Source organism: Parasphingorhabdus sp., assembly GCF_036964565.1.
In the GTDB taxonomy this organism is placed as follows: Bacteria; Pseudomonadota; Alphaproteobacteria; order Sphingomonadales; family Sphingomonadaceae; genus Parasphingorhabdus.
This window is the reverse complement of record NZ_JBALTN010000005.1, coordinates 29,633-53,995: the sequence shown is the minus strand read 5'-3', so window position 1 is coordinate 53,995 and position 24,363 is coordinate 29,633. Positions and strand designations below refer to the sequence as shown.

The following is a 24,363-nucleotide window of genomic DNA, read 5'->3' as shown; positions in this document are numbered from 1 at the left end:
CGTCCGATGAATGAGCTTGCAAAGTCCCAGAGCGAATTGTTCCGCAAGGCCGCCGTGATCGGTTCCGGCTTTGGCGGCCTGGCGCTGGCCATCCGCCTGCAGTCGGCCGGCATCCAGACCACCATCCTGGAGAGCCGGGACAAGCCGGGCGGCCGGGCCTATTACTGGGAGAAGGACGGCTTCATCTTCGACGGCGGCCCGACCGTGATCACCGATCCGGACTGCCTGTCACAATTGTGGGAGCTGACCGGCCATGACATGGCGAAGGACATCGAGCTGATGCCGGTCTCGCCCTTCTATCGGCTCAACTGGCCGGACGGCACCAATTTCGACTATGTCAATGACCCGGAGACGCTGTACGCCAATATCGCGGCGATCGCACCGGACGATGTCGAGGGGTACAAGAAATTCCTGGAATATAGCGGCGGGCTTTACGAGGAAGGCTATGTCAAGCTGGGCACCAAGGCGTTTCTCGATTTCAAGTCGATGATCAAGGCGGCCCCCGCGCTGATGAAATTCGAAGCCTATCGCTCGGTCTATTCCAAGGTCTCCAGCTTTGTGAAAAACGAGAAGCTGCGCGAATTCCTGTCGTTCCAGACGCTGCTGGTCGGCGGCAATCCGATGAATACCAGCGCGATCTACGGGCTGATCCACAAGCTGGAGCGGCTTGGCGGGGTTTGGTTTGCCAAGGGCGGCACCAACATGCTGGTCGCGGCCATGGTCAAGCATTTCGAACGGATCGGCGGGGTGATCCGGCTGGCCGATCCCGTGACCCGGATCGACACGATCGGCGACCGGGCGGCCGGCGTGACCTGCCAGTCCGGCTGGAGCGAGCGATTTGATGCGGTGGCGTCCAATGCCGATGTCGTTCACAGCTACCGCGACCTGCTGGGGCACAAGCATCGCAGCGAAACCGTCAGCGAAAAGCTGCTGAAGAAAAAATACTCGCCCTCGCTTTTCGTCGTTCATTTCGGGCTGAAGGGCAGCTGGCCGGGCATTCCCCACCATATGATCCTGTTCGGGCCACGCTACAAAGGCCTGCTGACCGATATCTACGACAATGGCGTATTGCCGAAGGATTTCTCGCTCTATCTCCACCACCCGACGGTGACCGACCCCGCCATGGCGCCGGAAGGCCACAGCACATTTTACGTGCTGGCACCGGTGCCGCATCAGGGCAAGCTGCCGATCGACTGGAAGACAATGGGGCCGGTCTACGAGAAGCGAATTCTCGACGAAATCGGCCACCGGCTGATCCCCGATATCCACGACCGGATCGTCACCAGCTTCCACTATACGCCGCAGGATTTCGGCAGCGATCTCAATGCCCATCTGGGCAGCGCGTTCAGCCTTGAGCCGCTGCTGACGCAAAGCGCATGGTTCCGGGTGCACAACCGTGACGACGTGATCGACAATCTCTATTTTGTCGGCGCGGGCACCCATCCGGGCGCCGGCATCCCCGGAGTGGTCGGCAGCGCAAAGGCCACCGCCGAGCTGATGCTGGAGGACATGGGGTGACTGGTTGTGCCATTCGTCCGGTATCTGTCGAAGCAAGTCTGATGAGCACAAGCTGTTCTTCGGCGAGCTCAGGACGAACGGCGCTCCATTTGGCGGCATCATGAACCGAACGAATCTCGTCCTTAGCGCCCGGGCCAGCATTGAACGCGGGTCAAAATCCTTTGCCCGGGCGTCGAAACTCTTTGCACCACAGACGCGCGAACGGGCGTGGCTGCTCTATTTCTGGTGCCGCGCCTGTGATGATTTGGCCGATGGCCAGGATCATGGCCACGGCATGTCGACCGTGACCAACCCCGACAAGACCATCGCGGCAATGCGGATGATGACCACGCGTGCCCATGGCGGCGAACAGACCGGCAATCCGCCGTTTGACGCCTTTGGCGTGGTCGCGCAGGAATGCGGCATCCCCAAAAGGCTGGCCGACGACATGATCGACGGCTTTGCCCTGGATGCCCGCGGATGGCGGCCAGAAACCAGGGATGACCTGCTGCAATATTGCTACCATGTGGCGGGCACCGTCGGTTGCATGATGGCCGTCGTGATGGGCGTGTCCGCCCGCAACCATGATCTGCTCGACCGCGCCTGCGATCTCGGGCTGGCGTTCCAGCTCGCCAATATTGCCCGAGACGTGGCGGAGGATGCAGCCGCCGGCCGTTGCTATCTGCCGCAGGAGTGGCTTGCCGAAGCCGGGCTGGAGTCCGATCATGTGATGGACCCGGACCAGCGGGAGGCGCTTGTCACGCTGGTGGCCCGGCTGTGCGATCTCGCCGCCGACTATGAGGCATCGGCTCGTGTCGGCGCAGCCCAATTGCCATTCCGGTCGCGCTGGGCGGTGCTTGCCGCGGCGGGGATCTACGGCGATATCGCCCGTGCCGTGAAAGCGAGCAACGGAGGGTCGCTTGACCACAGGATATTCACGAGCAAGGGCCAGAAGCTCGGCTGGATCATGAAGGCATTCGGCCAGGCAGTGGTGAATTCCGCGCGCAGCGACCGCGCCGGGCTGTGGACGCGGGACCGGCTGGCCTAGGCTGCTAGTGGCTGGCCCCGTTTTCCGAGACATATTTGCCGATCCGCTGCACCGCCTGATCATAAAGATTGGGCGAACAGCACAGCACCCCCAGCGCCTTGCCATGGGTGCCGTTGTAGACCAGCGTTTCACCCAGCGCATTGGTCACACTGGCCCCGGCTTCGGCAGCGATCACATGGGCGGCCGCGATATCCCACTCATGGCCCCAGCGTGTTGACGCCACGACATCGGCCCGGTCATCCGCCACCATCGCCATTCTGAGCGCGATGCTGTTCGGCTTGGGCACGGCGGTAAGCTTCATCTCGGGCGGAAGGCTCTCGGCCGGGATCCGGCAGCCTTCATATTCCGACCGGCGGCTGACGGCCAGAGCGCGGCCATTGACCGTCGTGTGGCTGCCCAGCATCGCCACCCACGTCTCATCCATCGCCGGCGCGTCGAGCACCCCGAATATCGGCGCATCATTTTGGACCAGCGCCACCGACACGCACCAACCGGTCTTGCCCGCCACATAGTCCTTGGTGCCGTCGATCGGGTCAACCACCCATGTCAGGTCGACGCCGGCGCCGCTGTTGTCGATATGGGTTTCCTCGGAAAGCCAGCCGGCGGAAGGAACCAGCTTCTCCAGTTCGTCGCGCAGGAACCGGTCGACCGCGAGATCGGCATCGCTGACGATCTGGCCCGGCGACTTTTCCCAGATATTGGATTCCCTGCGGCCAAGCGCCCAGTGCCGCTTGGCGAGCGCTCCCGCCTCCCTGGCGATGGCGACAACCCGATCAAAGTCGATATCTGTCAACTGCTGCTCCGTTCGTCCTGGGCCTGCCCAGGGGATGTTCCTGTCGTTTAGGCCCGATCAGAGACGCGCGCCACTAACCGATTAGTCAACCGCCCGCCACCGTCATGCTGTCGGTGCGAAGGGTCGGTACGTTCATGCTGTACTGATATTCGAGGTCGTCGGCGGCAACCAGGCTTCGGAACATGTCCTTCAGATTGCCGGCGATGGTGATTTCCGACACCGGCGGTCCGATCTCGCCGTCGGTGATCAGGAAGCCGCCAGCGCCGCGGCTGTAGTCACCGGTCACCGGATTGACACCCATGCCGATCAGCTCGGTGATGAGGACGCCATGCTTGATATCGCGGATCAGCTCTGCCCTGCTGACCGAACCATTGCCCATGTGCAGATTGGTGACGCTGACCCCCGGAGCCCCGCCGACGCCGCGCGAAGCGTGGCCGGTGGGCTGCAGGCCGAGCTGGCGCGCCGAGGCGCTTTCCATGATCCACTGGGTCAGGCGGCCCTGGTCGATGAGTTTCGTTTTCGCCGTGGGCAGACCTTCGCCGTCGAATGCCTTGGAGCGCAGTCCGCGCTTGCGGTGCGGACAGTCGATGATATTCACCGCGCTGTCGAACACCTCCGTGTCCAGCGCATCGAGCAGGAAGCTGGTCTTGCGCGCGATGGCGCTGCCGGAGATGGCGCCGATAAAATGGCCGAGCAGGCTGTTGCCGATGCGGGGATCGAACACCACCGGCATCGCGCCCGAACGGAAGCTGACCGGGTTCAGCCGCGATACGGCGCGTTCGCCCGCTTCGCGGCCGATCTTTTCGGGCGATTGCAGGTCTTCGAGAAAGCGGACGCTGTCATAGGCATAGTCGCGCTCCATGCCGTCGCCCTGTCCGGCAATGACGCTGGCCGACAGGCTGTAGCCGCTGGTCGAATAGGCGCCGGAAAAGCCGTGGCTGGTGGCCAGCGCAACGATGCTGCGCAAGGCGCTGGCACCGCCGCCTTCGCTGTTGGTCACACCGGCGACCGACCGCGCGGCATCTTCCGCCTGCAGGGCCAGCTCGCGCAGCAATTCGGGATCGGGGTCCTGACCGTCATCGCCCTCGATGGCATGGGGTTCGGATTTCAGCAGCAATTCTTGCGGGGCAAGGCCGGCATATTGGTCTTCCGGCGCTTCTCTCGCCATGTCCAGCGCGCGTCCGACCAGCGACGAGAGAATTTGCGGGTCCATGTCCGACGAGGACACGGTGGCCGAGCGCTTGCCGACGAATACCCGGAGGCCGATTTCCTCGCCTTCAGAACGCTCGACATCTTCCAGATTGCCGAGACGGATCTGGACCTGGGTCGCGGCATCGCAGACATAGATGGTATCGGCGGCGTCGGCGCCGGCCTTTTTGGCTTGGGAAATGAGGGCGTCGGCGCGATCCTGCGCTTCGGAAGGTTTCAGCATGGGCCGGACATAGGTGCGGCACCCTTGAAGGTCAACGATCGGCTGTCAAAAGAGCGGCAAAGAGACGCCGGTTCCCAAGGGGGCGCTCAGACGACGGTGCTGACAATCTTGATCACGCCGACAAACACCAGTGGCAGGCCCAGTGCCAAAAGCCAGAGGACGACCTGATCGGCGCGGAACTTCGCAGCCAGGCTTTGTTCGGAGAGACCGTTGTTCATGTTGCGCCAGCGCTTTTCAAAATTGCGGCAAAAGGGAATGATCACCGCGACCAGCACGATCAGCCCGAAATAGGGAGCGATCGAGATGCCGTTCGTTTCGATGAACCTCAGCACCACAAATATTTGCGCCAGCGTGTAGACGAGCAGGGCTGCGGCGCAGTTGTTGCTCATTTTCTTGTCCCAGCGGACGCCCGTCCGCTGAACATCCTGATGCTTGCCATGCTGGCTGACTGATTTTCCAGACGCTGTTGCGACCATTTCCATTCCCCTCAGAATCCTGGCTCCCGCGTCGGTCGGAAGTTTGCTCCCGTACACGCGCTTCCGACACTATAACCGATTCATCGCAAAAGCCAAACATTCGCTTGCATGGCATTTTATGTCGGAATTTTGCGCTTCTGCTTGCCATAAATTCCATTCTGGGACAGAATCGGTTTTTGATCGCAATCCAGTTCGGGGCCATGTCCATGACCATCTCGCTTGCCGACCCGCTCACCCTTCCCTGCGGAGCCAATCTGCCCAATCGCATTGCCAAGGCGGCGATGACCGAAGGCATGGCAACCCCGGACGGCATGCCGACCCCGCAGCTGGAGCGGCTGTACGGCCTGTGGTCCGATGGCGGCGCCGGCATGCTGCTGAGCGGCAACATCCAGGTGGACCGGGATCATCTCGAACGCCCGGGCAATGTGGTGATCGACGGGCCGGCCAGCGACAGCATGATGGCAGCCCTGCAAAGCTGGGCAAAGGAGGCAACGCGCAACGGCAATCACTTCTGGGCCCAGATCAGCCATGCCGGCCGCCAGACGCAGAGCAATGTCAACGCGCGGCCAAAAGCGCCTTCCGCGATCAAGCTCGGCCTGCCCGGCGGGCAGTTTGGCGAGCCGGTCGCGCTGACCATCAGCGAAATCGAAGATCTGGTGGACCGCTTCGCACTGGCCGCCCAGACCTGCCAGGCAGCGGGCTTTACTGGCGCGCAGATCCATGCCGCGCACGGCTATCTGCTCAGCAGCTTCCTCAGTCCGCGCTCCAATCGGCGCAGCGACAAATATGGCGGTAGTCTGGAGAACCGGGCGCGCTTTTTGCTCGCCGTGGTCGCCAAGACCCGGGCTGCGGTCGGCCCGGATTTCCCCATTTCGGTGAAGCTGAACAGCGCCGATTTCCAGAAGGGCGGGTTCAATTTCGAGGACAGCCTGCAGGTCGTGCAGTGGCTGGAGGCGGCCAGCGTCGATCTGGTCGAGATATCCGGCGGCACCTACGAGCAGCCGGCGCTGATGGGATCGGATGGAATCGAGGAGAAGGAGGAGCAGAATGTCGCGCCTTCGACCAAGGCGCGGGAGGCCTATTTCGTCGATTTCGCCAAGGCAATGCAGGCGGCGGTGACGGTACCGCTGATGGTTACCGGCGGCTTTCGCACCCGTTCGGCAATGGAGTCCGCGCTCGCCAGCGGTGCCGCGGACCTGATCGGACTGGGACGCCCGATGTGCGTGATGACCGATGCACCGAAGCAATTGCTGGAAGGATTGGAGGCTTTACCGCGCTATGAGGAAAAGCTCCGCCTGCTGCCCCAGTGGCTGAATTTTCTAGGCCGATTTCAAATGGTTAAGGCGGTTTCCGGCTTTGCCGTGATCTACTGGTTCTACGAGCAGCTGGAGAATCTCGGAGAGAGCGGCATGATCGATCCCAACCTGGGCGTGTTCACCGCGTTCCGCGCGGTCGAGGCGCGCAACAAGCGGATACTGGCCGCGCGCAGCCCGCGCTGACCCACGTTCGATCGCGCACGATGATCCGCGATTCGACCGCCCACGCAGCTGACCCGACAACCCCGGCCGACCATCTTCTTGCCGCCCTGGTGCCTCCGTGCACGGTCGAGGATCACGTCATCCGGGTGCAGGCCAGCATCGGCGTCGCGACCTGGCCGAGGGACGGAACAAGCGCCAGCCACCTGCTGGAGGCGGCCGACCAGCAGCTATATGCAGTCAAGAAATGTGACGAAAAACCACGAAAAGCAGTCGCGCCTGCACGATTGCGTTCCCGGACAGGCTAGCCGGCGGCCGGCTGTCCCGGCCTATTCCAGCTCTTCCTCGCGCAGCGCCCTGCGGTCCAGCTTGCCGATCATGGTCTTTGGCAGACTGTCGCGGATCACCACGTCCACCACCCGTTCGTGCTTGCCCAGCTTGGGGTTCAGCCATTGCTTCAATTGCTCGCCGGTCACGGTCATGTCGGGCTCCAGCGCGACATAGGCCTTGGGGCTTTCGCCGCGATAGGCATCGGGGACACCGATCACCAGGGCTTCCTTGACCGCCTCGTGGCGATACAGCACCTCTTCGACCTGGCTCGGGAAGACCTTGAAGCCGCCCACGGCGATCATGTCCTTCAGCCGGTCGACAATCCTGATATAGCCGTCTTCGTCGATGGTGGCGACGTCGCCGGTGCGCAGGAAGCCATCGACGAACACCTTTTCGTCTTCCGCCGGCAGGTTCCAGTAGCCCTGCATCACCTGCGGACCGGAAAATATCAGTTCGCCGGGCTCTCCGTCGGGGGCCGGCTTCGTCGGATCGCCCTTGTCGACCAGTTTCACGAGCGTGCCGGGAACCGGCTGGCCGATGGTTCCGGCCTTGTTCAATCCTTCGTAGGGATTGGCGCTGACGACGCCGCAGCTTTCGGTCAGGCCGTAGCCTTCGACGAGCTTGGCGCCCGTCTTGGCCTCGAACTTCTTCTTGAGCTCCATCGGCAGCGGCGCCCCGCCGGAGACACAGATCTTGAGCGAGGAGAAATTGGTCTTGTCGATATCAGGATGATCGAGCAACGCCTGGTACATGGTCGGCACGCCGGGCATTGCGGTGATCTTCGTGCGGGTAATCGCCTTCAGCGTCTGTTTCGCGTCAAAGCGCGGCAGCATCACGATTTCGCCGCCGCGCTCGATCGTGCGGTTGAGCACGGCGCTGTTGGCGAAGACGTGGAAGAAGGGCAGCACCCCCATCAGCCGGTCGGCCTCGTCGATATAGGGGTCGATGCTGTTGATCTGGCGCGCATTGGCGGTCAAATTCTGGTGACTGCACATCGCGCCCTTGGGCGCGCCGGTGGTGCCGCCGGTATATTGCAGCAGCGCGACATCCTTGTCCGGACGGATATTGGGGGCCTTGTAATTGCCGTCGTTGGCGATCAGCTCGGAAAAGGGCGTGATCCGCACATCATCGGGCTGGGGGCTGTTCTCCTTGCGCCGGAACAGCGAGTAGAACAGCGCCTTGCCGGCCGGGAGCGCGCCGGCGACGCTACCGACCACCAGCCGTTCGAGACTGGATTGCTGCAGCACCTCATATGCGGTCGGGAACAGCGCCGTGGCCGAAAGGGTAAACAGGATCCTGGTCCCGCTGTCCTCGACCTGGTGGTTGAGTTCCTCCACGGTATAGAGCGGCGAGAAGTTCACCACGGTCGCACCGATTGCCATCGCCCCGTAATAGGCGCTGACATAATGCGGTACATTGGGCAGGAAGAGGCCGATCCGGTCGCCCTTGCCTATCCCGAGGTCCTGCAGCCCCCTGGCCACGCGCACGACGCCGGAGGCGACCTCGCTGTAGCTATATTTGCGGCCCATGAAGTCGAGCAGGTTCGCATCGCCGCGGCGACCGGCCGAGCGAAAGAACATGCCCGGCATCGACAGCGGCGGGTAAAACTGGTCCCACTGGGTGGGGTGGTTGTAGCGTGATTTCCAGATCGGGGGCTGGGCAGATGGTATATCAGTCATTGACATTTGTGTAAGTGAAGCCGCCTGAACTGACAATGAAATTCCGTGATAATTGGCTCCCTTTCCGGTCGGCCCCGGTGTAGGGCAAAAATCGATGACCGATTCCACTTCCATTGCCGCACCCAAGTCCTCGCTGGTCTTTGTGTTTCTGGTCGTGCTGATCGACATGCTCGGCTTCGGTATCATCATGCCGGTCCTGCCCGAGCTGATTACCGAAATAACCGGTGACAGCCTCTCCGCGGCAGCGGTGGACGCCGGCTGGCTGGCCTTCGCCTATGCCGCGATGCAGTTCATCTTCGGCCCGGTCGTCGGCAACCTGTCCGACCGGTTCGGCCGCCGCCCGGTGTTGCTGGGCGCCCTCGGCGGCTATGCCATTGCCTATGTCCTGATGGGCCTTGCGCCGTCGCTGCTGTGGCTGTTCGTGGCCCGGATCGTCGCCGGCATCATGGGCGCGAGCTTCAGCACCGCCTATGCCTATATCGCGGATATTTCCCCGCCCGAACGGCGGTCGCAGAATTTCGGCCTGATTGGCGCCGCCTTCGGTCTCGGTTTCATCTTCGGACCGGCGCTCGGCGGGCTGCTGGGCGAATATGGTACGCGCCTGCCCTTTTTCGCAGCCGGCGGACTGGCCGCGATCAACCTCATCTTCGGCATCGTGATGCTGCGCGAGAGCCTGCCGGTCGAGAGACGGCGGGCCTTCGACATCAGGCGGGCCAACGCGTTCGTGGCCCTGCAGGGTCTGTCCGGTCAGAATCGGGTGGTCATCTGGTACGCCGCTGCGCTGACCGTATGGATGATCGGCCATGTCGTCTACCCGATCGTCTTTGCCTTCTACGCGATCGAGAATTTCGGCTGGAGCGCCTTCACGGTGGGCCTGGCGCTGGCCTGCGTCGGGATCGGTGCGGCGGTGGTCCAGGGACTGCTGATCCGGATACTCATCCCCAGAATCGGCGAACGCAACGCCGTCATCATTGGCGCCCTCGGGATGGCGGTGAGCACGGTTGCCTATTTGGTTGCGGGACCGGACCAGGGCTGGCTGATCTTTCTCGCCATTCCCGTCGGCGCCCTGCAGGGCCTGTTCCAGCCGTCGCTCAACGGATTGATGAGCCGGGCGGTGTCCGACGATACGCAGGGGGAGTTGCAGGGCGCGGTTGCCAGCCTGCAAAGCGTGGCATCGGTCATCGGGCCGCCCATGTTCACCGCCGTGTTCGCCGCCTTCACCGTTGCCGGCACCGTCCATTATCTGCCCGGTGCGCCCTTTGCCCTTGCCGGCCTGATCGCGCTGGTCGCGCTGGCCATATTCCTGCGCGGCTATGCGCTGCATCGCACCAGCGGCGAGGTTGCGCCGCCGCCGGATGCCCATCCCGCTACCGACTGAGCGCGCCAGCCGTGGTCAAGCGGCGCTGTACCAGGCCGTTCCGTCCTTCATTTCAAGCCTCGCGCGGCCGGTATATTGCAGATGGCGGAGCGTTGCCATCGCCTCGCCGCTGGCCATGCCGATGACATCGGGGGTGATCGGACGGCGGAACAGATAGGGAAAGCTGTCGACCACGCGCTTCGGGCTTTCGCGGAGACCCTGTTCCAGATCATCGAGCGCCTCGTTGTGGCGTTCGGCCAGCGCTTCGAGCCGCTGGTGCGCGCCGAGAAACGGGCGGCCATGGGCGGGCAGGATCAGCAGGTCATTGTCCAGTTCCCTCCGAAAGCGAGCGATGCTGGCCAGCCATTCGCCGAGCGGGTCGCTGGTCGGTTCGCTGAGCATGGTCGAGATGTTGGAGGTGATCCGCGGCAGGATCTGGTCGCCGGAGATCATCACCTTGGCATGATCGTCGATCAGGCAGGCATGTTCGGGTGTGTGGCCGTTGCCGATCATCACCCGCCACTCGTGGTCGCCGGTGTTGAGGCGGGTGCCTTCCTCCATCCGGATATGGCCGATCGGCAGGTCGGACACGGCGCGGGCGAAGCGGCCCCATCCCTTTTTGGCGAAGTCGTCGATCAGATGCTGGTCCCAGCCGCAGAAGCGCCATTCGTCGAGCGCCTCTTCCGGCACGCCGTCGCGCTTGTCGGCGAGCAGCATGCGGGTCAGCAGCCACTCGGTCCGGTTCATGTGCAGCGGCGCCTTGAACCTTTTTGCCAGCCAACCGGCGCAGCCGACATGGTCGGGATGATAATGGGTGACGATGATCTTTGTTGCGCTCTGCCCCTGCAACGCGCCGTCCTCGAACAGATGCTTCCAGGCGTCGATGACGGCGGGCATGAACAGGCCGGTGTCGGCGATGGCAAAACCGGCGCTGCCGTCGGCGTGGCGGTCGGCCAGCACCCAGTTGTTGATATGGCCGAGCGGGCCGGGTACCGGCGTGCGGGTCCAGCCGATGCCCGGCATCAGCTCGAAATATTCGCCGAATTTCGGTTCATAGTCGCCGAGCGGATAGGTCAGGCCGTCGGATTCGATCGGGTCGAAGCCGTGGTCGGCGAGCATCGCGTCATAGGCGGGGGGTTTTCTGGGTGCGTCCATGGCATAGCCATAGACCCTGCCCCGGCAGAAACGCAACCCGATTTAATCGGCTGGTTAAACTGCTAGTGCGGCCGCGGCGCTGATCTCAGCCGAGCCCGACGACAAAAACAAAAACCAGCGCCATCGCGCCGAATATGGCGATTGCGGCCAGTTTCATCAGCCGCAGCCTGCCCGGATTTCCTTCGTTCATCCCTGCCTCCCCTCGTTTCGCCTTCGGGAAAGCTGATCCCCGATCAGCGATCCTTGAAGAGCGTTTCTGCCGTATGTTCCACCGGTGCGGATTCTTCGTCCGTTTCGCCCGAAAGGGCCGCCGCGGCATTGCGAGCCGCCTGCGCGCGCTCTTCCTGCAGTTCCGCGATCAGCGCCTGCCGGTCGCCGCCGAGCTTCGCGTCATCGGCGACTTCCGGTTCGATACCCGCCTTCTTCGCCGCCTTGGCGACCACGGCGTCGAGTTCGCGCTGCGAGCAGAGGCCGAGAGTCACCGGATCCTTGGGCGCGATATTGGCGATATTCCAGTGCTCGCGGTCGCGGATGGCGTTGATCGTGGTGCGGGTGGTGCCGATCAGCTTGCCGACCTGGGCATCGGAAATTTCCGGGTGGTTGCGCAGCAGCCAGGCGATGCCGTCCGGCTTGTCCTGGCGCTTGGACACCGGCGTGTAGCGCGGGCCCTTGGTCCGGCGGACCTGGTCGGGTCCCTTCTGGATCTTCATCCGGTAGCTCGGGTCCTGCTCCGCCTTCTCGATTTCCTCGTGGGTCAGTTCGTGCGCCTGCACCGGGTCGCGCCCGGTATATTTGGAGCTGGCGAGATCGTCGGCCATCGCGTTGACCTCGAGAATGTGAATACCGCAAAATTCGGCAATCTGCTCGAAGCTCAGCGCCGTGTTGTCGACCAGCCAGCTTGCGGTGGCATGCTGCATGAGTGGGGTTGCTTGTTCGGCCATGATGGCATCCTTCCAAAAGCCGGCGGTTCAGCGCCGGCGATGCGATAAAAATAAAGGGCCGCCCCCTTGCGGAGACGGCCTGTTGCTAGCTTATGTAGGATATCTCGAGCCGGTCGGCAAGATATTTGGCTAAACCCGCGCAAATATCGCCTTGGCCAGGAAGCGGCGCGACATGTGGCATTGGAGATGCCGATCCTGCGAGACCAGTCCGGCGAAAAACTGGCTGGCGCTGGCATCCCAGCTATATTCCTTGCCGAGCGCGACGCAATCGGCGGAATCCAGCGACAGCGCCTGCCGGATGGCGACGTTGAGATCGCGATCCATCGCGCCGCCTTTCGCCGTCAGGATGTCGACCGGACCGGTCACCGGATAGGCCGCGACTGGGGTTCCGCAGGCGAGCGCCTCGATGATGACGAGGCCGAAGGTATCGGTCTTGCTGGGAAAGATGAAGACATCGGCACCGGCATAATAGCCGGCCAGCTCGCTGCCGGTCTTGCGGCCGGCGAAATATACGCCCGGATAGCGCGCCTTCAGGCTGTCCAGCGCCGGCCCGTCGCCGACCACGACCTTCGAGCCCGGCTGATCGCTGTCGAGAAAGGCCTCGATATTTTTCTCGACCGCGACCCGCCCGACATAGAGCTGGATCGGCCGGGGCAGCGCGTCATATTCAAGAGGCGCTGGCGCGTCTGGATGAAAATATTTCAGGTCCACGCCGCGGCTCCAGTGATGGACGTGGGGCAGTCGTTCGGCGCGGAGCTGCGCGCGAACGCTTTCCGTCGACACCATGATCGCTTCCGACTTGCGGTGGAACCAGCGGATATAGGGCCAGAACAGGCGCGGCGACAATTTCGTCCTCCGGGCCAGATATTCCGGGAACTGTGTGTGATAAGCCGTTGTAAAGGGACGCCCTTCCCGCCGGCACCAGCGGCGCGCCTGGATACAGAGCGGGCCTTCCGTGGCCAGATGGACGGCGTCCGCGGCAAAGGCTTCGATCCTCTTGCCGATGGTCCGCGCGCGGGCATAGGACAGCCGGATTTCAGGATAGCTTGGCGCCGGAATCGAGCGATACTGGTCCGGCGAAATCACCAGCACCTCGTGGCCGCGGTCGCGCAGCAGTCCGACGACCGTGTCCAGCGTGCGGACGACCCCGTTGACCTGCGGATGCCAGGCGTCGGTGACCAGCGCGATCTTCACGCGGCCTGGTCCATGCCGCCGTCGACGGAGCGCAACCGGACCGGCACGTCATCGCGGTCCTTGCGCGCCTTGATCTCGTCGGCCCAGTGGAGGATCTGCATCGTGCCGTCGTCGCATTCGACGAGAGCGGTGCAGCCTTCGACCCAGTCACCATCGTTATAATATTGGATGCCCCGGATATCGCGGTGCTCGGCGGTGTGAATATGGCCGCAGACAACGCCGTCGACGCCGCGGCTTTCTGCCGCCTTGGCCACCGTTTCCTCGTAGCGGCCAATGAACTCCACCGCATTCTTGACCTTGTGCTTGGCCATTTTCGACAGTGACCAATAGGGAAGGTCCAGCCGGTTGCGGATCTTGTTGACCAGCCAGTTCAGCCGCATCAGCGTGACATAAGCGGCGTCACCAACCACCGCGAGCCAGCGATGGGCCAGCATCACGGTGTCAAACTCGTCGCCGTGGAGCACCAGCAATCGGCGGCCATCGGCGGTTTCGTGGATCGCCGAGCGGCGAATTTCCACGCCGCCGAAGTTCAGCCCGGTGAACTGGCGGAACATCTCGTCGTGATTGCCGGGAATGTAGACGATCCGGGTGCCGCGCTTCGCGCGCTTGAGGATGCGCCAAATGATGTCATTGTGGCTGTCCGGCCAGAAGAACCGTTTCTTCATCCGCCAGCCATCGATGATGTCGCCGACCAGATAGAGCGTGTCGCTGTCGACATGGTCGAGAAAGTCGATCAGCAGGTCGGCATTGCAGCCGCGGGTGCCGAGGTGGATATCGGAAATCCAGATCGTCCGGTAGTGGGTCCGGTCCTGCGCCCGCACCCTCGGCTTGCGCTTGAGCCGCGCTTCATAGCGATCGGCGTCGAGCAGGGGCACATCGGATTTCGAGAAGGGCGGAAATTGCTTAGCCATAATAACTCCCATGGACACTATCCATGGACGCAAGCCTTACGCGCTGATTGTTACAGCCCGATTCCCCTTTTATGAAGCTTTGGTGACGGAAAACCTAGGTTTTCAGACAGGCTTCCACGCGCAACTGCAAGTGGGGAACCGCCTCGTCACTCGCCAGATATTCGGCAACCGGCATTGCCTGCCAGTCCTGACCCTCGTCGCCGAACACGACATCCTGGAGAATATCGGAGGACAGTCGACAGACGAAGAACAGCGCCGAATGCCCCTTTCCGCGCCAGTTCGGGTAGGTCTCGACATATTCGAAATTGTCGATGGCGATGCGGAGGCCGAATTCTTCGAATGTTTCGCGCGCCACGCATTCGGCACCGCTCTCGCGTCCCTCCCGACCGCCGCCCGGAAGATCCAGCATATTGGGGAAGGGAATGTCCGGCCGGTCGTCGCGGCGGTAAACCAATATGGCATCGTCGATGAATATAGCGACCTTGGCGCCATGAAAGTCCAAGTCGCCGGACATCGGCTACTCGACCAGCAGCACGATCTTTCCGATATGATCTCCGGCTTCCATATGGGCATGGGCCTTGGCGGCATCGGCCAGCGGAAAGCTTTCGTCCATCACCGGCTTGAGCTTGCCCGCCTCGACGTCGCCCCAGACATAGCGGTGCAGCTCGTCGGCGAGCAGCGCCTTGCGCTCGGTCGATTGCGGCCGCAACGTCGAGCCGGTCAGGATCAGGCGCTTCATCATCACCTGTGCCATGTTGATCCTGGCCTGCACCCCGCCCTGGACCGCAATGGTCACGTGCCGGCCGTCTTCCTTGAGACATTGCAGATTGCGCGCGACATAGTCGCCGGCGACCATGTCGAGCACGATGTCGACACCCTGCCCGCCGGTGATCTTGCTGATCTCCTCGACGAAATCCTGGGTCTTGTAGTTGATCGCGTGATCGGCGCCGACCTGCTTGGCAGCGGTGCATTTCTGATCGGTGCCGCAGGTGACGATGACGTCGAGGCCAAACAGCTTGCCGAGCATGATCGCCATCGTACCGATGCCGCTGGTGCCACCGTGCACCAGCACGGTCTCGCCTTCCCGGGCAAAGCCGCGGTTGAACAGATTGCCCCAGACCGTGAACAGGGTTTCGGGCAACGCCGCCGCCTCCGCCATGCTCAGGCTGTCGGGAACCTCCAGACACTGGCCGATGGGCGCGACGCAATATTCGGCATAGCCGCCGCCGTTGGTCAGCGCGCAGATGCGGCGACCGATCCATTCCGTTCCGACGTCCTCGCCAAGCGCCACCACCGTGCCCGATATTTCCAGTCCCGGCAGCGGCGATGCGCCTGGAGGCGCGGGATAGAGGCCCTTGCGCTGGACGACATCGGGCCGGTTGACACCGGCCGCCGCCACCCGGACCAGAACTTCGCCCGCCGCCGGCTGCGGCAAGGGCATGGTCACCGGCTTCAGCACCTCCGGTCCCCCCGGCTCACTGATCGCGATCGCGGTCATTTCTTTTTGCAACAGTTCAGATACGGCCATTGAATTTACCCCGAGTTTTGTAGGACGTTTCTATTCCAACCCCTTATTGACAGCAAAGCGCGGGCGGTCAACATTGCGCTGGAGGAGGCATGTCGATTCATGGACGATGACGATAATTTACCGCGTAATGCCAATGATCCGCTGGCCCTGCTGATCCGTCAGGACCTGGACCCCCTGTCGGTTGATGAACTGGATCAGCGAATTTCACTGCTGAAATCCGAAATAAGCCGCTGTGAATCCAAGAAAAGCTTTGCCGTCTCGCATCGCGCCAGCGCAGAAAATCTGTTCAAGACGTGATAAATGCTGGCTTTCAATAAAGCATTTGTTAACCTTGTTTAACAATATTCGGCTTCAGGCGTTTCGTTATGGGCCGTCTACAGGATGAAGGAGACGAAAACCGGCAGCTTTCGCTGGATGCTAGCTAATCCGAACCCGGGCAACCCTTGACGTTTGCCGGACGGCTCACGATCTAGACAGCAAGCAGTTAGTGAAAGCCCGATCCTGGATGAAAGACTATCCGGCGCGGCAACCGGGGCGGCAAAAGCGCCCCAATTTGGAGTAAAACATATGCCATCATTTGCGGAATCGCTCGAGAAAACGCTGCACCAGGCGCTGAAAAACGCATCGGATCGCAGCCATGAATATGCGACGCTCGAGCATCTTCTCCTTGCCCTGATAGACGATGGCGACGCGTCCCAGGTGATGAACGCCTGCGGCGTCGATCTTGGTGACCTGGAAGATGCCGTCATCCTCTACCTCGACAGCGAACTGGATTCGCTCAAGGTGGAGAAGGCGATCGATCCCTCCCCCACCTCGGGATTCCAGCGCGTGGTCCAGCGCGCCATCCTCCATGTCCAGTCCTCCGGCAAGGATGAGGTGACCGGCGCCAATGTGCTGGTCGCACTGTTCTCCGAACGCGAGAGCTACGCGGTCTATTTCCTGCAACAGCAGGACATGAGCCGGCTAGACGCGGTAAGCTATATCAGCCACGGCGTCGGCAAGGGCGGCCAGAGCGCCGAACCGGCCGAGCTGTCCGGCATGGATAGCGAACAGGACAAGAAAGAGAAAAACAAGAAAGAGACCGCGCTCGACCAGTTCACCGTCAATCTGAACCTGAAAGCCGCAGAGGGCCGGATCGACCCGCTGATCGGACGACAGGCGGAAGTGGACCGGACGGTGCAGATCCTGTGCCGGCGCTCGAAGAACAACCCGCTTTATGTCGGCGAACCCGGCGTCGGCAAGACGGCGATTGCCGAAGGCCTGGCGCTGCGCATCGTCGAGGAGAATGTCCCCGACGTGTTGAAGCCGGCGGTGATCTACTCGCTCGACATGGGCTCGCTCCTCGCGGGGACCCGCTATCGCGGCGATTTCGAGGAACGGCTGAAGCAGGTCGTGTCCGAGCTGGAAAAAATGCCGGACGCGATCCTGTTCATCGACGAGATCCACACGGTGATCGGGGCCGGCGCAACCAGCGGCGGCGCGATGGACGCTTCGAACCTGCTCAAGCCGGCATTGTCCGGTGGGATCATTCGCTGCATCGGATCAACCACTTACAAGGAATTCCGCAACCATTTCGAGAAGGATCGGGCGCTGCTGCGGCGGTTCCAGAAGATCGACATCAACGAGCCTTCGGTCGAGGACACGATCAAGATTCTCGCTGGTCTGCGCGGCGCGTTCGAAGAGCATCACAAGGTGCGTTATTCGCCGGATGCATTGAAATCGGCAGTGGAACTGTCGACCCGCTATATCAACGACCGCAAGCTGCCGGACAAGGCGATCGACGTGATCGACGAGGTCGGCGCGATGCAGATGCTGTTGCCGCCCTCGCGGCGCAAGAAGATGATCACCGCCAAGGATATCGAGGCCGTGATTGCGACGATGGCGCGGATCCCGCCCAAGTCGGTGTCCAAGGACGACAAGAAGACGCTGGAAAATCTGGAGAAGGATCTCAAGCGCGTGGTCTTTGGCCAGGACGAGGCGATCGCCAAGCTGTCCAGCGCGATCAAGCTGTCGCGGGCGGGCCTGCGCGAACCGGAAAAGCCGATCGGCAACTATCTGTTCAGCGGCCCGACCGGCGTCGGCAAGACCGAGGTCGCGCGGCAGCTGGCGTCGATCATGGGCATCCCGCTGAAGCGGTTCGACATGTCCGAATATATGGAACGGCACAGTGTTTCCCGTCTGATCGGTGCGCCTCCGGGCTATGTCGGCTATGATCAGGGCGGCCTGCTGACCGATGCCATCGACCAGAACCCGCATTGCGTGTTGCTGCTCGACGAGATCGAGAAGGCGCACCCCGACCTGTTCAACATCCTTCTGCAGGTGATGGACAACGGCAAGCTGACCGATCATCATGGCAAGACCGTCGATTTCCGCAATGTCGTGCTGATCATGACGACCAATGCCGGCGCGTCCGACATGGCCAAGGAAGGCATCGGCTTCGGCAATATGTCGAAGGAAGATGCCGGCGACGAGGCCGTGAAGAAGATGTTCTCGCCGGAATTCCGCAACCGTCTGGATGCGATCGTGCCCTTCGCCTATCTGCCGACCGAAGTGGTGGCCCGGGTCGTCGAGAAGTTCATTCTCGAGCTCGAGCTGCAACTGGCCGATCAGAATGTCCACATCACGCTTGATGAGGATGCGCAGGCATGGCTCACCGAGCGCGGCTATGACAAGCTCTACGGTGCTCGTCCGATGGGCCGCCTGATCCAGGAGAAGATCAAGCAGCCGCTGGCCGAGGAACTGCTGTTCGGCAAGCTCAGGAACGGCGGCGAGGTCAAGGTGCACCTGAAGGACAATGCCCTGAATTTCGAAGTCACGGCGGCAGCGCCGAAGGCGAAGAAAAAGAAAGCTCCGGCAAAGAAAAAGTCCCCCAGCAAGGCGAAGTAATTCGCGAACCGGACTCTGTAACCAGACAAGACGGCGTGGCTAATCCCCACGCCGTTTTTTTGTCCGGGTCTGCGCGGAGGTCCTAGCTGCTGCTGTCCATGCGCAGTGACCGGGTGGCGTCGCTGATCAGGAAATGGGCCTCGTCGGCGCGGATCGCAGCGAGCACGTCGGGATCGGAGACGGTTTCGAGGAAAAGGTCGTAGTCGGCCTGCGTGGCAAAATGGATTTCGGTGATTACGTCGAAATCCGGCTCGACCTGCGCGGCATCGATCCGGCTTTCCGACCGGTCGATATAGTGGCGCTGGTAATGGGCGAACATGGGCAGCAACCGCCGGACCAGCGGGACATGATGGGTTTCGTAATAGGTGCGAAAATCCTCCGCGGAAATCTCGGGCTTTTTCGAAATCAGAAAGAAATGCTTGATCATCATGGCGCTCCTGCCGCTGTCAACCTGTCCAGCCATGCTAGGCGGAGCGGAACGGGGCGAGATGCTGTCAAAAATGGCAGGACGGTGAGCCGCGATCGCAGCGGCTGAACGAGGCGGCCACCCTCGCCCACAGGATTCCATCTGTACAACATACCGACTGGTTGGTATGTTGTACAGATGAACACGAGTCGCACCTTGCCCGCCAAAACCGAAAATGCCCGTTCCAAGCTGCTGGACGCGGCCATAGCCCTCGTCCGCCAACAGGGATTTTCGGCGACCACCGTCGATCAGCTGTGCGGAATGGCGGGCGTGACCAAGGGCGCGTTCTTTCACCATTTTGCGAGCAAGGATGCCCTTGGTGCAGCGGCGGCAGAGCACTGGACCGCCACCTCGAGCGCGCTGTTCATGGAAGCGGACTATAATCGCCACGAAGACCCGCTCGACCGCTATCTCGGCTATCTCGACTTCCGCGATGAAATTGCCACCGGCGAGGTGGCCGACTTCACCTGTTATGCCGGTACCAGCCTGCAGGAATGCTATGGCAGCAGCGATGCAATCCGGGGCGCCGCCTACCAGAGCATCGCCGGCCACAGCGCCCGGCTTGCCGAGGATCTCGATCAAGCCATTGCGCACTATGGCGCACCCGAGGGCGTCACTGGCCTGTCACTGGGACTCCATACACAGGCCGTTCTGCAAGGCGCGTTCATTCTCGCCAAGGGCCAGGGCAGCGCAGCGCCGGTCCACGACGCGATCGCCCATCTGCGGCGCTATGTGCTGATGCTTTTCAACTGTGAAAACCGCATGAAAGAGGAAGGAAGCCTACAATGAGTCGAGATATTTTCGTGAACCTGCCAGTCGCCGATCTGAACGCCTCCATGGCATTTTACGAGGCGCTCGGCTTCACCAACAATCCACAGTTCACCGACGAGACGGCCGCCGGCATGGTGTGGAGCGACACGATCAACCTGATGTTGCTGACCCGTGACAAGTGGCGAACCTTCACCGACCGCCCGATCCCGCCTGCCACTTCGAGCGAGGTGATGCTGGCCCTGTCCTGCGAGAGCCGGGACGCGGTGGATGCGATGTGCGAGGCCGCAGCGGTCGCAGGCGGCACCGCCGACATCAATCCGGTGCAGGATCATGGCTGGATGTATGGCCGCGATATCGCCGATCCCGACGGCCATGTCTGGGGGCCCTTCTGGATGGACATGGATGCAGCGATGGCAGGAGAATGAGCGATGCGCGTGATGGTATTTGTCAAGGCAACCGCAGACAGCGAAGCGGGGCTGGGTCCGGTCGAGGACATGGCCGAGATGTTCGCCGCGATGGGCGCCTATAACGAGCAGCTGGTCGACGCCGGGATCCTGGTCGATGGTGATGGCCTCAAGCCCTCGTCCTTCGGCAAGCGGATCGCCTTTGACGGCGACAGCCGGACGGTGATCGACGGTCCCTTTGGCCCGCCCGATGAACTGGTGGCCGGTTACTGGATATGGGATGTCGCCGACATGGACGAGGCAGTCGCCTGGGCCAGGTGTTGCCCCAATCCGATGCCGGGGCCGAGCGAACTGGAGATCCGTCCCTATTACGAGGCTGCGGATTTTGGCGAGGCGCTGACGCCCGAGCAGGCGCAGCAGGAGGAAGGGCTCCGCAACCGGCTGGCCCGCGACCAATGATGGACTGTTTATCAGAAGGAGAAGGAAGATGAGCTATATTGACGGTTTCGTGATCGCCTGCCCGAAGGCGAACAAGGAAAAATTCATTGCCCATGCGAAAAAGGCCGACCCGGTGTTCATGGAACTGGGCGCGACGCGCATACTGGAATGCTGGCAAGACGATGTCCCGAAGGGCGAGGTCACCGATTTTTTCGGCGCGGTGAAAGCCACCGAAGATGAGGCGGTGCTGTTTTCCTGGATCGAATGGCCCGACAAGGCCACCCGCGACGCAGCGATGGCGAAGATGACCGAGATGATGGAGAATCCGGAGATGGCCGACCCGCGCATGGATCCGGCGAACAATCCTATGCCCTTCGACGGCAAGCGCATGATCTTCGGCGGCTTCGTGCCCGTGGTCACGCTGGAGAAATAGCTGAGAGATACGAGGAGAGGAAATGATGGCCAACAGACATGGTGATTTCATCTGGTATGAACTGATGACCGGCGATGCCGACAAGGCGCAGGAATTTTACAGCGCCGTCGTCGGCTGGACGGTCAAGGCGTCCGACCAGCCCGATATGGATTACCGCCTGTTCTCGATGGCAGGCACCGAGGTCGGCGGGCTGATGCCGCTGACCAGCGAGATGACGGCCGGTGGTGCCCGCCCCTGCTGGCTGGGCTATATCGGGGTCGACGATGTCGATGCGTCGGTTGCCGATATCAAGGCCAGCGGCGGTGCCGTCCACATGGAGCCATGGGATATCCCGGGCGTCGGACGCATGGCCTTTGTCGCCGACCCGCAGGGCGCGCCGTTCTATGTGATGAAGGGCAGCGTGGAAGGCGGTGACAGCAGCAGCTTTGCGGCAACCGAGCCGAAACCCGGCCATTGTGCGTGGAACGAATTGGCCACCGAGGATCCCGAAGGCGCCAAGACATTCTACGGCAATCAGTTCGGCTGGCAGCAGGATGGCGACATGGACATGGGGCCGATGGGCAAATATGAATTCTGGAAGGTCGGGGACGATCGGGGATTCATGCTGGGCGCGGTCATGCCGAAAATGGCGGAGCAGCCGGTGTCGATGTGGACCTATTATTTCCGCGTCCCGGATATCGACAAGGCGGTCGAGACGATCAAGGCCAAGTCCGGCCAACTGGTGCAGGAGCCGATTGAAATACCCGGCGGCGATTATTCGCTGGTGGCTATGGACCCGCAGGGCGCGATATTCGGCCTGGTTGGAGCGCGGACATGAGCGCCGCTGCCAAAGCCACGCTCTGTCTGTGGTATGACAAGGATGCGGAAGCGGCCGCGTGCTTCTACTCCGAAACCTTCCCCGACAGCCGGGTCACGGCGGTACACCATGCGCCGGCCGATTTCCCCGGCGGCAAGGCGGGCGATGCGCTGACGGTGGAGTTCACGGTCTGCGGCCTTGCCTGCATCGGCCTGAACGGCGGTCCGGCATTCCCGCAAAGCGAGGCCTTTTCGCTGCAGATTGCGACCGACAGCCAGGAGGAAACGGACCGCTACTGGAATGCGATCGTCGGCCATGGCGGACAGGAAAGCGAATGCGGCTGGTGCAAGGACCAATGGGGTCTCAACTGGCAGATCACCCCGCGGGTGCTGACGGACGCCATGGCGCGAGGCGGCGCCGTTGCCCAGCGGGCATTCGAGGCGATGATGACGATGCGCAAGATCGACGTGGCGGCGATCGAGGCCGCGGTGAAGGAGGCGCCATGATCGAGCTGTTCGCCCAGCAGAAGGCAGCGGCATGCGCTATACCGCGGTGGCCCGCCACTGGAGCAAGGAAGGCCGTGACCGGCATGAAGCGATGGGCTTTGCGGAGGGCTGGGGCGCATGCGCTGACCAGCTTGCCGAGCTTTGCGAAGGACCAGCGGGATCCTGAGTATCCCGAGCGCGATCGAGATTGACTCGCGGAATTTTGTTCCTACTATGTTCTCGTTGCTACGGAGGAGAAAAATAACATGAGCCTGATCTTTTACACCAACCCGATGTCGCGCGGCCAGATCGGCCGCTGGGCCCTGCACGAAGCCGGTGCCGACTATGACCAGGTGCTGCTGGAATATGGCACGTCCATGAAGGCAGAAGATTATCTCAAGGTCAATCCGATGGGCAAGGTGCCCGCCATCGATCACGACGGCACCATCGTGACCGAATGCGCGGCCATTTGCGCCTATCTCGCCGAAGCCTTCCCGGATGCCGGCCTTGCGCCCACCGCGGCCGAGAAGGCCGACTATTTCCGCTGGCTGTTTTTCACCGCCGGTCCGGTGGAAGCGGCGGTCACCAACCGGTCAATGGGCTTCGAGGTGGTACCGGACAAGCAGATGATGGCCGGCTATGGCAATTTTGAACAGGTCGTCGATGTGCTGGATGCCAAATTCCAGGCCGATGACTATGTCTGCGGATCGCGCTTTACCATGGCCGACGTCTATGTCGGCGCGCAGGTGGTGTGGGGCACGATGTTCGATACCCTGCCGAAGCGGGATTCCTTGTTGGCCTATGCCGGCCGGGTGACCGGGCGCGACGCCTATCTGGCCGCAAAGGCGATCGACGATAGGTTGATCGCCGAAAATAGCTGAACCGCAGTCCCTCCAAAAGAAAGGGCCGGATCTGATCAGCAGATCCGGCCTTTTCTTCATTACAGGAGAGCCCCCTCTATCCGCCGGTTACCGGCTGGTCTGAGTCGGGCGTGGGGACGTCGATGGTGGCTTCCGGCTGGGCGAGATTGGGCACGACCGTACCGAATCCAGCATCCGGCTGGACGGTGATGGATTGAACCGGGACCGATCCTGGCTGGCCATACTGGACCTGCCATGCCTGAAGATCGCGCTGATATTCCTCATAGGCCAGGTAAAAATCGGTGAATGGTTTCTCCAGTTCCGGCAGCGCCCGTGCCGCAAAATCGTCGAGGTCGGCAGACTTGGTCACGATCGCGCGCTGGCTGATCTGTACAGCCTGATCGCAGAACGGCCGGCGCAGCGGCGAGAAGGACCAGTAATTGTAGAGCTGGGTCTGGTGCCGGTCATGCTCAACCTTGTATCCGGCGCCGATATCCCGCTGGAATTTGCGAATAATCGCATCGTTGGCATTGCGCAGCGAGGCGCTGTTGTTGGTGATGAAGGCATTATAGTCACCCACCAGGCGCTCGTAGAGCGGGCCGGTGCAGCTGAGCGCAGCAACATTCAGGGCCGCACGCACGTGCCACAAGGTCTCCAGCGGACCAATGTCGCGGTTGATGGTTTCGCGCAGACCGTCAGCCCGCAACGCAGGGACAATGGTCAAGCTGCTGGCACCGAATGGCGGGGTCGGAGCGCGCGGCGTATATTGCGGCTGGACGACCGGCGGCGGGGGCGGTGGCGGCGGTGGCGGCGTTTGACAGGCCGCGAGAGCAGCCAGACCACCGGCTATCAATAACAGACGCAAATTCTTCAAACGCGGCATCGTGATACTCTCCCCAAAACAACAGCCGTTTCATTAGGATTCACACAAGCCCTTGTCCAGCAATTGCGATCAATTCTCGACGAAGTGCCAAACAAAAAAGCCCGACAGTTTTCTGCCGGGCCTTT

General features: G+C 62.0%; 26 protein-coding genes and 1 pseudogene. 15 read left to right on the top strand and 12 right to left on the bottom strand.

Going from position 1 to position 24,363, the window contains the following annotated elements; all coding sequences use genetic code 11:
• Window positions 1–6 precede the first annotated feature (6 nt).
• Together V7650_RS08120 and V7650_RS08115 are read left to right on the top strand one after the other, a co-directional pair.
• A complete protein-coding gene (locus tag V7650_RS08120) occupies window positions 7–1,518 on the top strand; it encodes a phytoene desaturase (protein WP_335655728.1) in 1,512 nt (503 codons plus the stop codon).
• A 100-nt stretch (window positions 1,519–1,618) separates the two neighbouring features.
• The gene (locus V7650_RS08115; RefSeq protein WP_335655727.1) at window positions 1,619–2,545 is read left to right on the top strand and encodes a phytoene/squalene synthase family protein; all 927 of its coding nucleotides are present in this window, start codon (window positions 1,619–1,621) and stop codon (window positions 2,543–2,545) included.
• A gap of 4 nt (window positions 2,546–2,549) precedes the next feature.
• Here the strand turns inward: V7650_RS08115 and V7650_RS08110 are convergent, their stop codons facing one another.
• The 3 genes from V7650_RS08110 to V7650_RS08100 form a co-directional block, all read right to left on the bottom strand.
• On the bottom strand, window positions 2,550–3,338 hold the full coding sequence (locus V7650_RS08110; protein ID WP_335655726.1) for an inositol monophosphatase family protein: 789 nt from the start codon (window positions 3,336–3,338) through the stop codon (window positions 2,550–2,552).
• An 85-nt stretch (window positions 3,339–3,423) separates the two neighbouring features.
• Entirely contained in the window at window positions 3,424–4,770 is a 1,347-nt protein-coding gene (locus tag V7650_RS08105) for a TldD/PmbA family protein (RefSeq protein ID WP_335655725.1), read from the bottom strand.
• 86 nt (window positions 4,771–4,856) lie between these two features.
• Window positions 4,857–5,246: a hypothetical protein gene (locus tag V7650_RS08100; RefSeq protein WP_335655724.1), complete on the bottom strand. Its 390-nt coding sequence runs from the start codon at window positions 5,244–5,246 to the stop codon at window positions 4,857–4,859.
• Between the two features lie 206 nt (window positions 5,247–5,452).
• Here V7650_RS08100 and V7650_RS08095 point away from each other — a divergent pair, with 206 nt between their 5' ends.
• Both V7650_RS08095 and V7650_RS08090 read left to right on the top strand, forming a co-directional pair.
• A complete protein-coding gene (locus V7650_RS08095; RefSeq protein WP_335655723.1) occupies window positions 5,453–6,745 on the top strand; it encodes an NADH:flavin oxidoreductase/NADH oxidase family protein in 1,293 nt (430 codons plus the stop codon).
• A 20-nt stretch (window positions 6,746–6,765) separates the two neighbouring features.
• A complete protein-coding gene (locus tag V7650_RS08090) occupies window positions 6,766–7,029 on the top strand; it encodes a diguanylate cyclase domain-containing protein (RefSeq protein WP_335655722.1) in 264 nt (87 codons plus the stop codon).
• Window positions 7,030–7,050: 21 nt separating this feature from the next.
• On the opposite strand, the gene V7650_RS08085 is transcribed toward V7650_RS08090, so the two are convergent.
• A complete protein-coding gene (locus V7650_RS08085; protein WP_335655721.1) occupies window positions 7,051–8,730 on the bottom strand; it encodes a long-chain-fatty-acid--CoA ligase in 1,680 nt (559 codons plus the stop codon).
• 52 nt (window positions 8,731–8,782) lie between these two features.
• On the opposite strand from V7650_RS08085, the gene V7650_RS08080 reads away from it, so the two are divergent.
• Entirely contained in the window at window positions 8,783–10,108 is a 1,326-nt protein-coding gene (locus tag V7650_RS08080; RefSeq protein WP_442955273.1) for a TCR/Tet family MFS transporter, read from the top strand.
• 15 nt (window positions 10,109–10,123) lie between these two features.
• On the opposite strand, the gene V7650_RS08075 is transcribed toward V7650_RS08080, so the two are convergent.
• The 6 genes from V7650_RS08075 to V7650_RS08050 form a co-directional block, all read right to left on the bottom strand.
• Window positions 10,124–11,242, bottom strand: coding sequence for an MBL fold metallo-hydrolase (locus V7650_RS08075; protein ID WP_335655719.1), 1,119 nt, complete (start codon window positions 11,240–11,242; stop codon window positions 10,124–10,126).
• Between the two features lie 233 nt (window positions 11,243–11,475).
• Window positions 11,476–12,159, bottom strand: a complete 684-nt coding sequence (locus tag V7650_RS08070; protein WP_335655992.1) for a DUF1013 domain-containing protein — start codon at window positions 12,157–12,159, stop codon at window positions 11,476–11,478.
• Between the two features lie 153 nt (window positions 12,160–12,312).
• Entirely contained in the window at window positions 12,313–13,377 is a 1,065-nt protein-coding gene (locus V7650_RS08065) for a glycosyltransferase family 4 protein (RefSeq protein WP_335655718.1), read from the bottom strand.
• Complete coding sequence (locus V7650_RS08060) at window positions 13,374–14,288, bottom strand: UDP-2,3-diacylglucosamine diphosphatase (RefSeq protein WP_335655717.1); 915 nt, start codon at window positions 14,286–14,288, stop codon at window positions 13,374–13,376. The genes V7650_RS08065 and V7650_RS08060 overlap by 4 nt, the downstream gene beginning before the upstream one ends.
• 94 nt (window positions 14,289–14,382) lie before the next feature.
• Window positions 14,383–14,802, bottom strand: a complete 420-nt coding sequence (locus V7650_RS08055; RefSeq protein WP_335655716.1) for an NUDIX domain-containing protein — start codon at window positions 14,800–14,802, stop codon at window positions 14,383–14,385.
• Window positions 14,803–14,805: 3 nt separating this feature from the next.
• Window positions 14,806–15,816, bottom strand: coding sequence for an NAD(P)H-quinone oxidoreductase (locus V7650_RS08050; protein WP_335655715.1), 1,011 nt, complete (start codon window positions 15,814–15,816; stop codon window positions 14,806–14,808).
• Between the two features lie 99 nt (window positions 15,817–15,915).
• Here V7650_RS08050 and V7650_RS08045 point away from each other — a divergent pair, with 99 nt between their 5' ends.
• Window positions 15,916–16,113 carry a DUF1192 domain-containing protein gene (locus tag V7650_RS08045; RefSeq protein WP_335655714.1) on the top strand — a complete coding sequence of 66 codons (198 nt, stop codon included), beginning with the start codon at window positions 15,916–15,918 and terminating at the stop codon, window positions 16,111–16,113.
• Window positions 16,114–16,383: 270 nt separating this feature from the next.
• Window positions 16,384–18,702, top strand: a complete 2,319-nt coding sequence (gene clpA, locus V7650_RS08040) for an ATP-dependent Clp protease ATP-binding subunit ClpA (RefSeq protein WP_335655713.1) — start codon at window positions 16,384–16,386, stop codon at window positions 18,700–18,702.
• Between the two features lie 82 nt (window positions 18,703–18,784).
• On the opposite strand, the gene V7650_RS08035 is transcribed toward clpA, so the two are convergent.
• Window positions 18,785–19,132 (bottom strand): EthD domain-containing protein, encoded by a 348-nt coding sequence (locus V7650_RS08035; protein ID WP_335655712.1) that lies wholly within the window; start codon window positions 19,130–19,132, stop codon window positions 18,785–18,787.
• A gap of 192 nt (window positions 19,133–19,324) precedes the next feature.
• Here V7650_RS08035 and V7650_RS08030 point away from each other — a divergent pair, with 192 nt between their 5' ends.
• The 8 genes and pseudogenes from V7650_RS08030 (at window position 19,325) to V7650_RS07995 (ending at window position 23,376) form a co-directional block, all read left to right on the top strand.
• Window positions 19,325–19,957 carry a TetR/AcrR family transcriptional regulator gene (locus V7650_RS08030; RefSeq protein WP_335655711.1) on the top strand — a complete coding sequence of 211 codons (633 nt, stop codon included), beginning with the start codon at window positions 19,325–19,327 and terminating at the stop codon, window positions 19,955–19,957.
• Window positions 19,954–20,364 carry a VOC family protein gene (locus tag V7650_RS08025; protein WP_335655710.1) on the top strand — a complete coding sequence of 137 codons (411 nt, stop codon included), beginning with the start codon at window positions 19,954–19,956 and terminating at the stop codon, window positions 20,362–20,364. The genes V7650_RS08030 and V7650_RS08025 overlap by 4 nt, the downstream gene beginning before the upstream one ends.
• Before the next feature lie 3 nt (window positions 20,365–20,367).
• A pseudogene (locus V7650_RS08020) lies at window positions 20,368–20,724 on the top strand (YciI family protein); the annotation flags it as partial.
• A gap of 106 nt (window positions 20,725–20,830) precedes the next feature.
• Entirely contained in the window at window positions 20,831–21,214 is a 384-nt protein-coding gene (locus V7650_RS08015; protein ID WP_335655709.1) for a DUF1428 domain-containing protein, read from the top strand.
• A 22-nt stretch (window positions 21,215–21,236) separates the two neighbouring features.
• Window positions 21,237–22,031 (top strand): VOC family protein, encoded by a 795-nt coding sequence (locus V7650_RS08010; RefSeq protein WP_335655708.1) that lies wholly within the window; start codon window positions 21,237–21,239, stop codon window positions 22,029–22,031.
• Window positions 22,028–22,516, top strand: a complete 489-nt coding sequence (locus tag V7650_RS08005; RefSeq protein WP_335655707.1) for a VOC family protein — start codon at window positions 22,028–22,030, stop codon at window positions 22,514–22,516. Before V7650_RS08010 ends, V7650_RS08005 begins: the two co-directional genes overlap by 4 nt.
• A gap of 31 nt (window positions 22,517–22,547) precedes the next feature.
• Window positions 22,548–22,682 carry an SRPBCC domain-containing protein gene (locus V7650_RS08000; protein ID WP_335655706.1) on the top strand — a complete coding sequence of 45 codons (135 nt, stop codon included), beginning with the start codon at window positions 22,548–22,550 and terminating at the stop codon, window positions 22,680–22,682.
• 79 nt (window positions 22,683–22,761) lie between these two features.
• Window positions 22,762–23,376, top strand: coding sequence for a glutathione S-transferase family protein (locus tag V7650_RS07995; RefSeq protein ID WP_335655705.1), 615 nt, complete (start codon window positions 22,762–22,764; stop codon window positions 23,374–23,376).
• Window positions 23,377–23,452: 76 nt separating this feature from the next.
• Here V7650_RS07995 and V7650_RS07990 read toward each other — a convergent pair whose 3' ends face one another.
• A complete protein-coding gene (locus V7650_RS07990) occupies window positions 23,453–24,238 on the bottom strand; it encodes a hypothetical protein (RefSeq protein WP_335655704.1) in 786 nt (261 codons plus the stop codon).
• Between the last annotated feature and the right edge of the window lie 125 nt (window positions 24,239–24,363).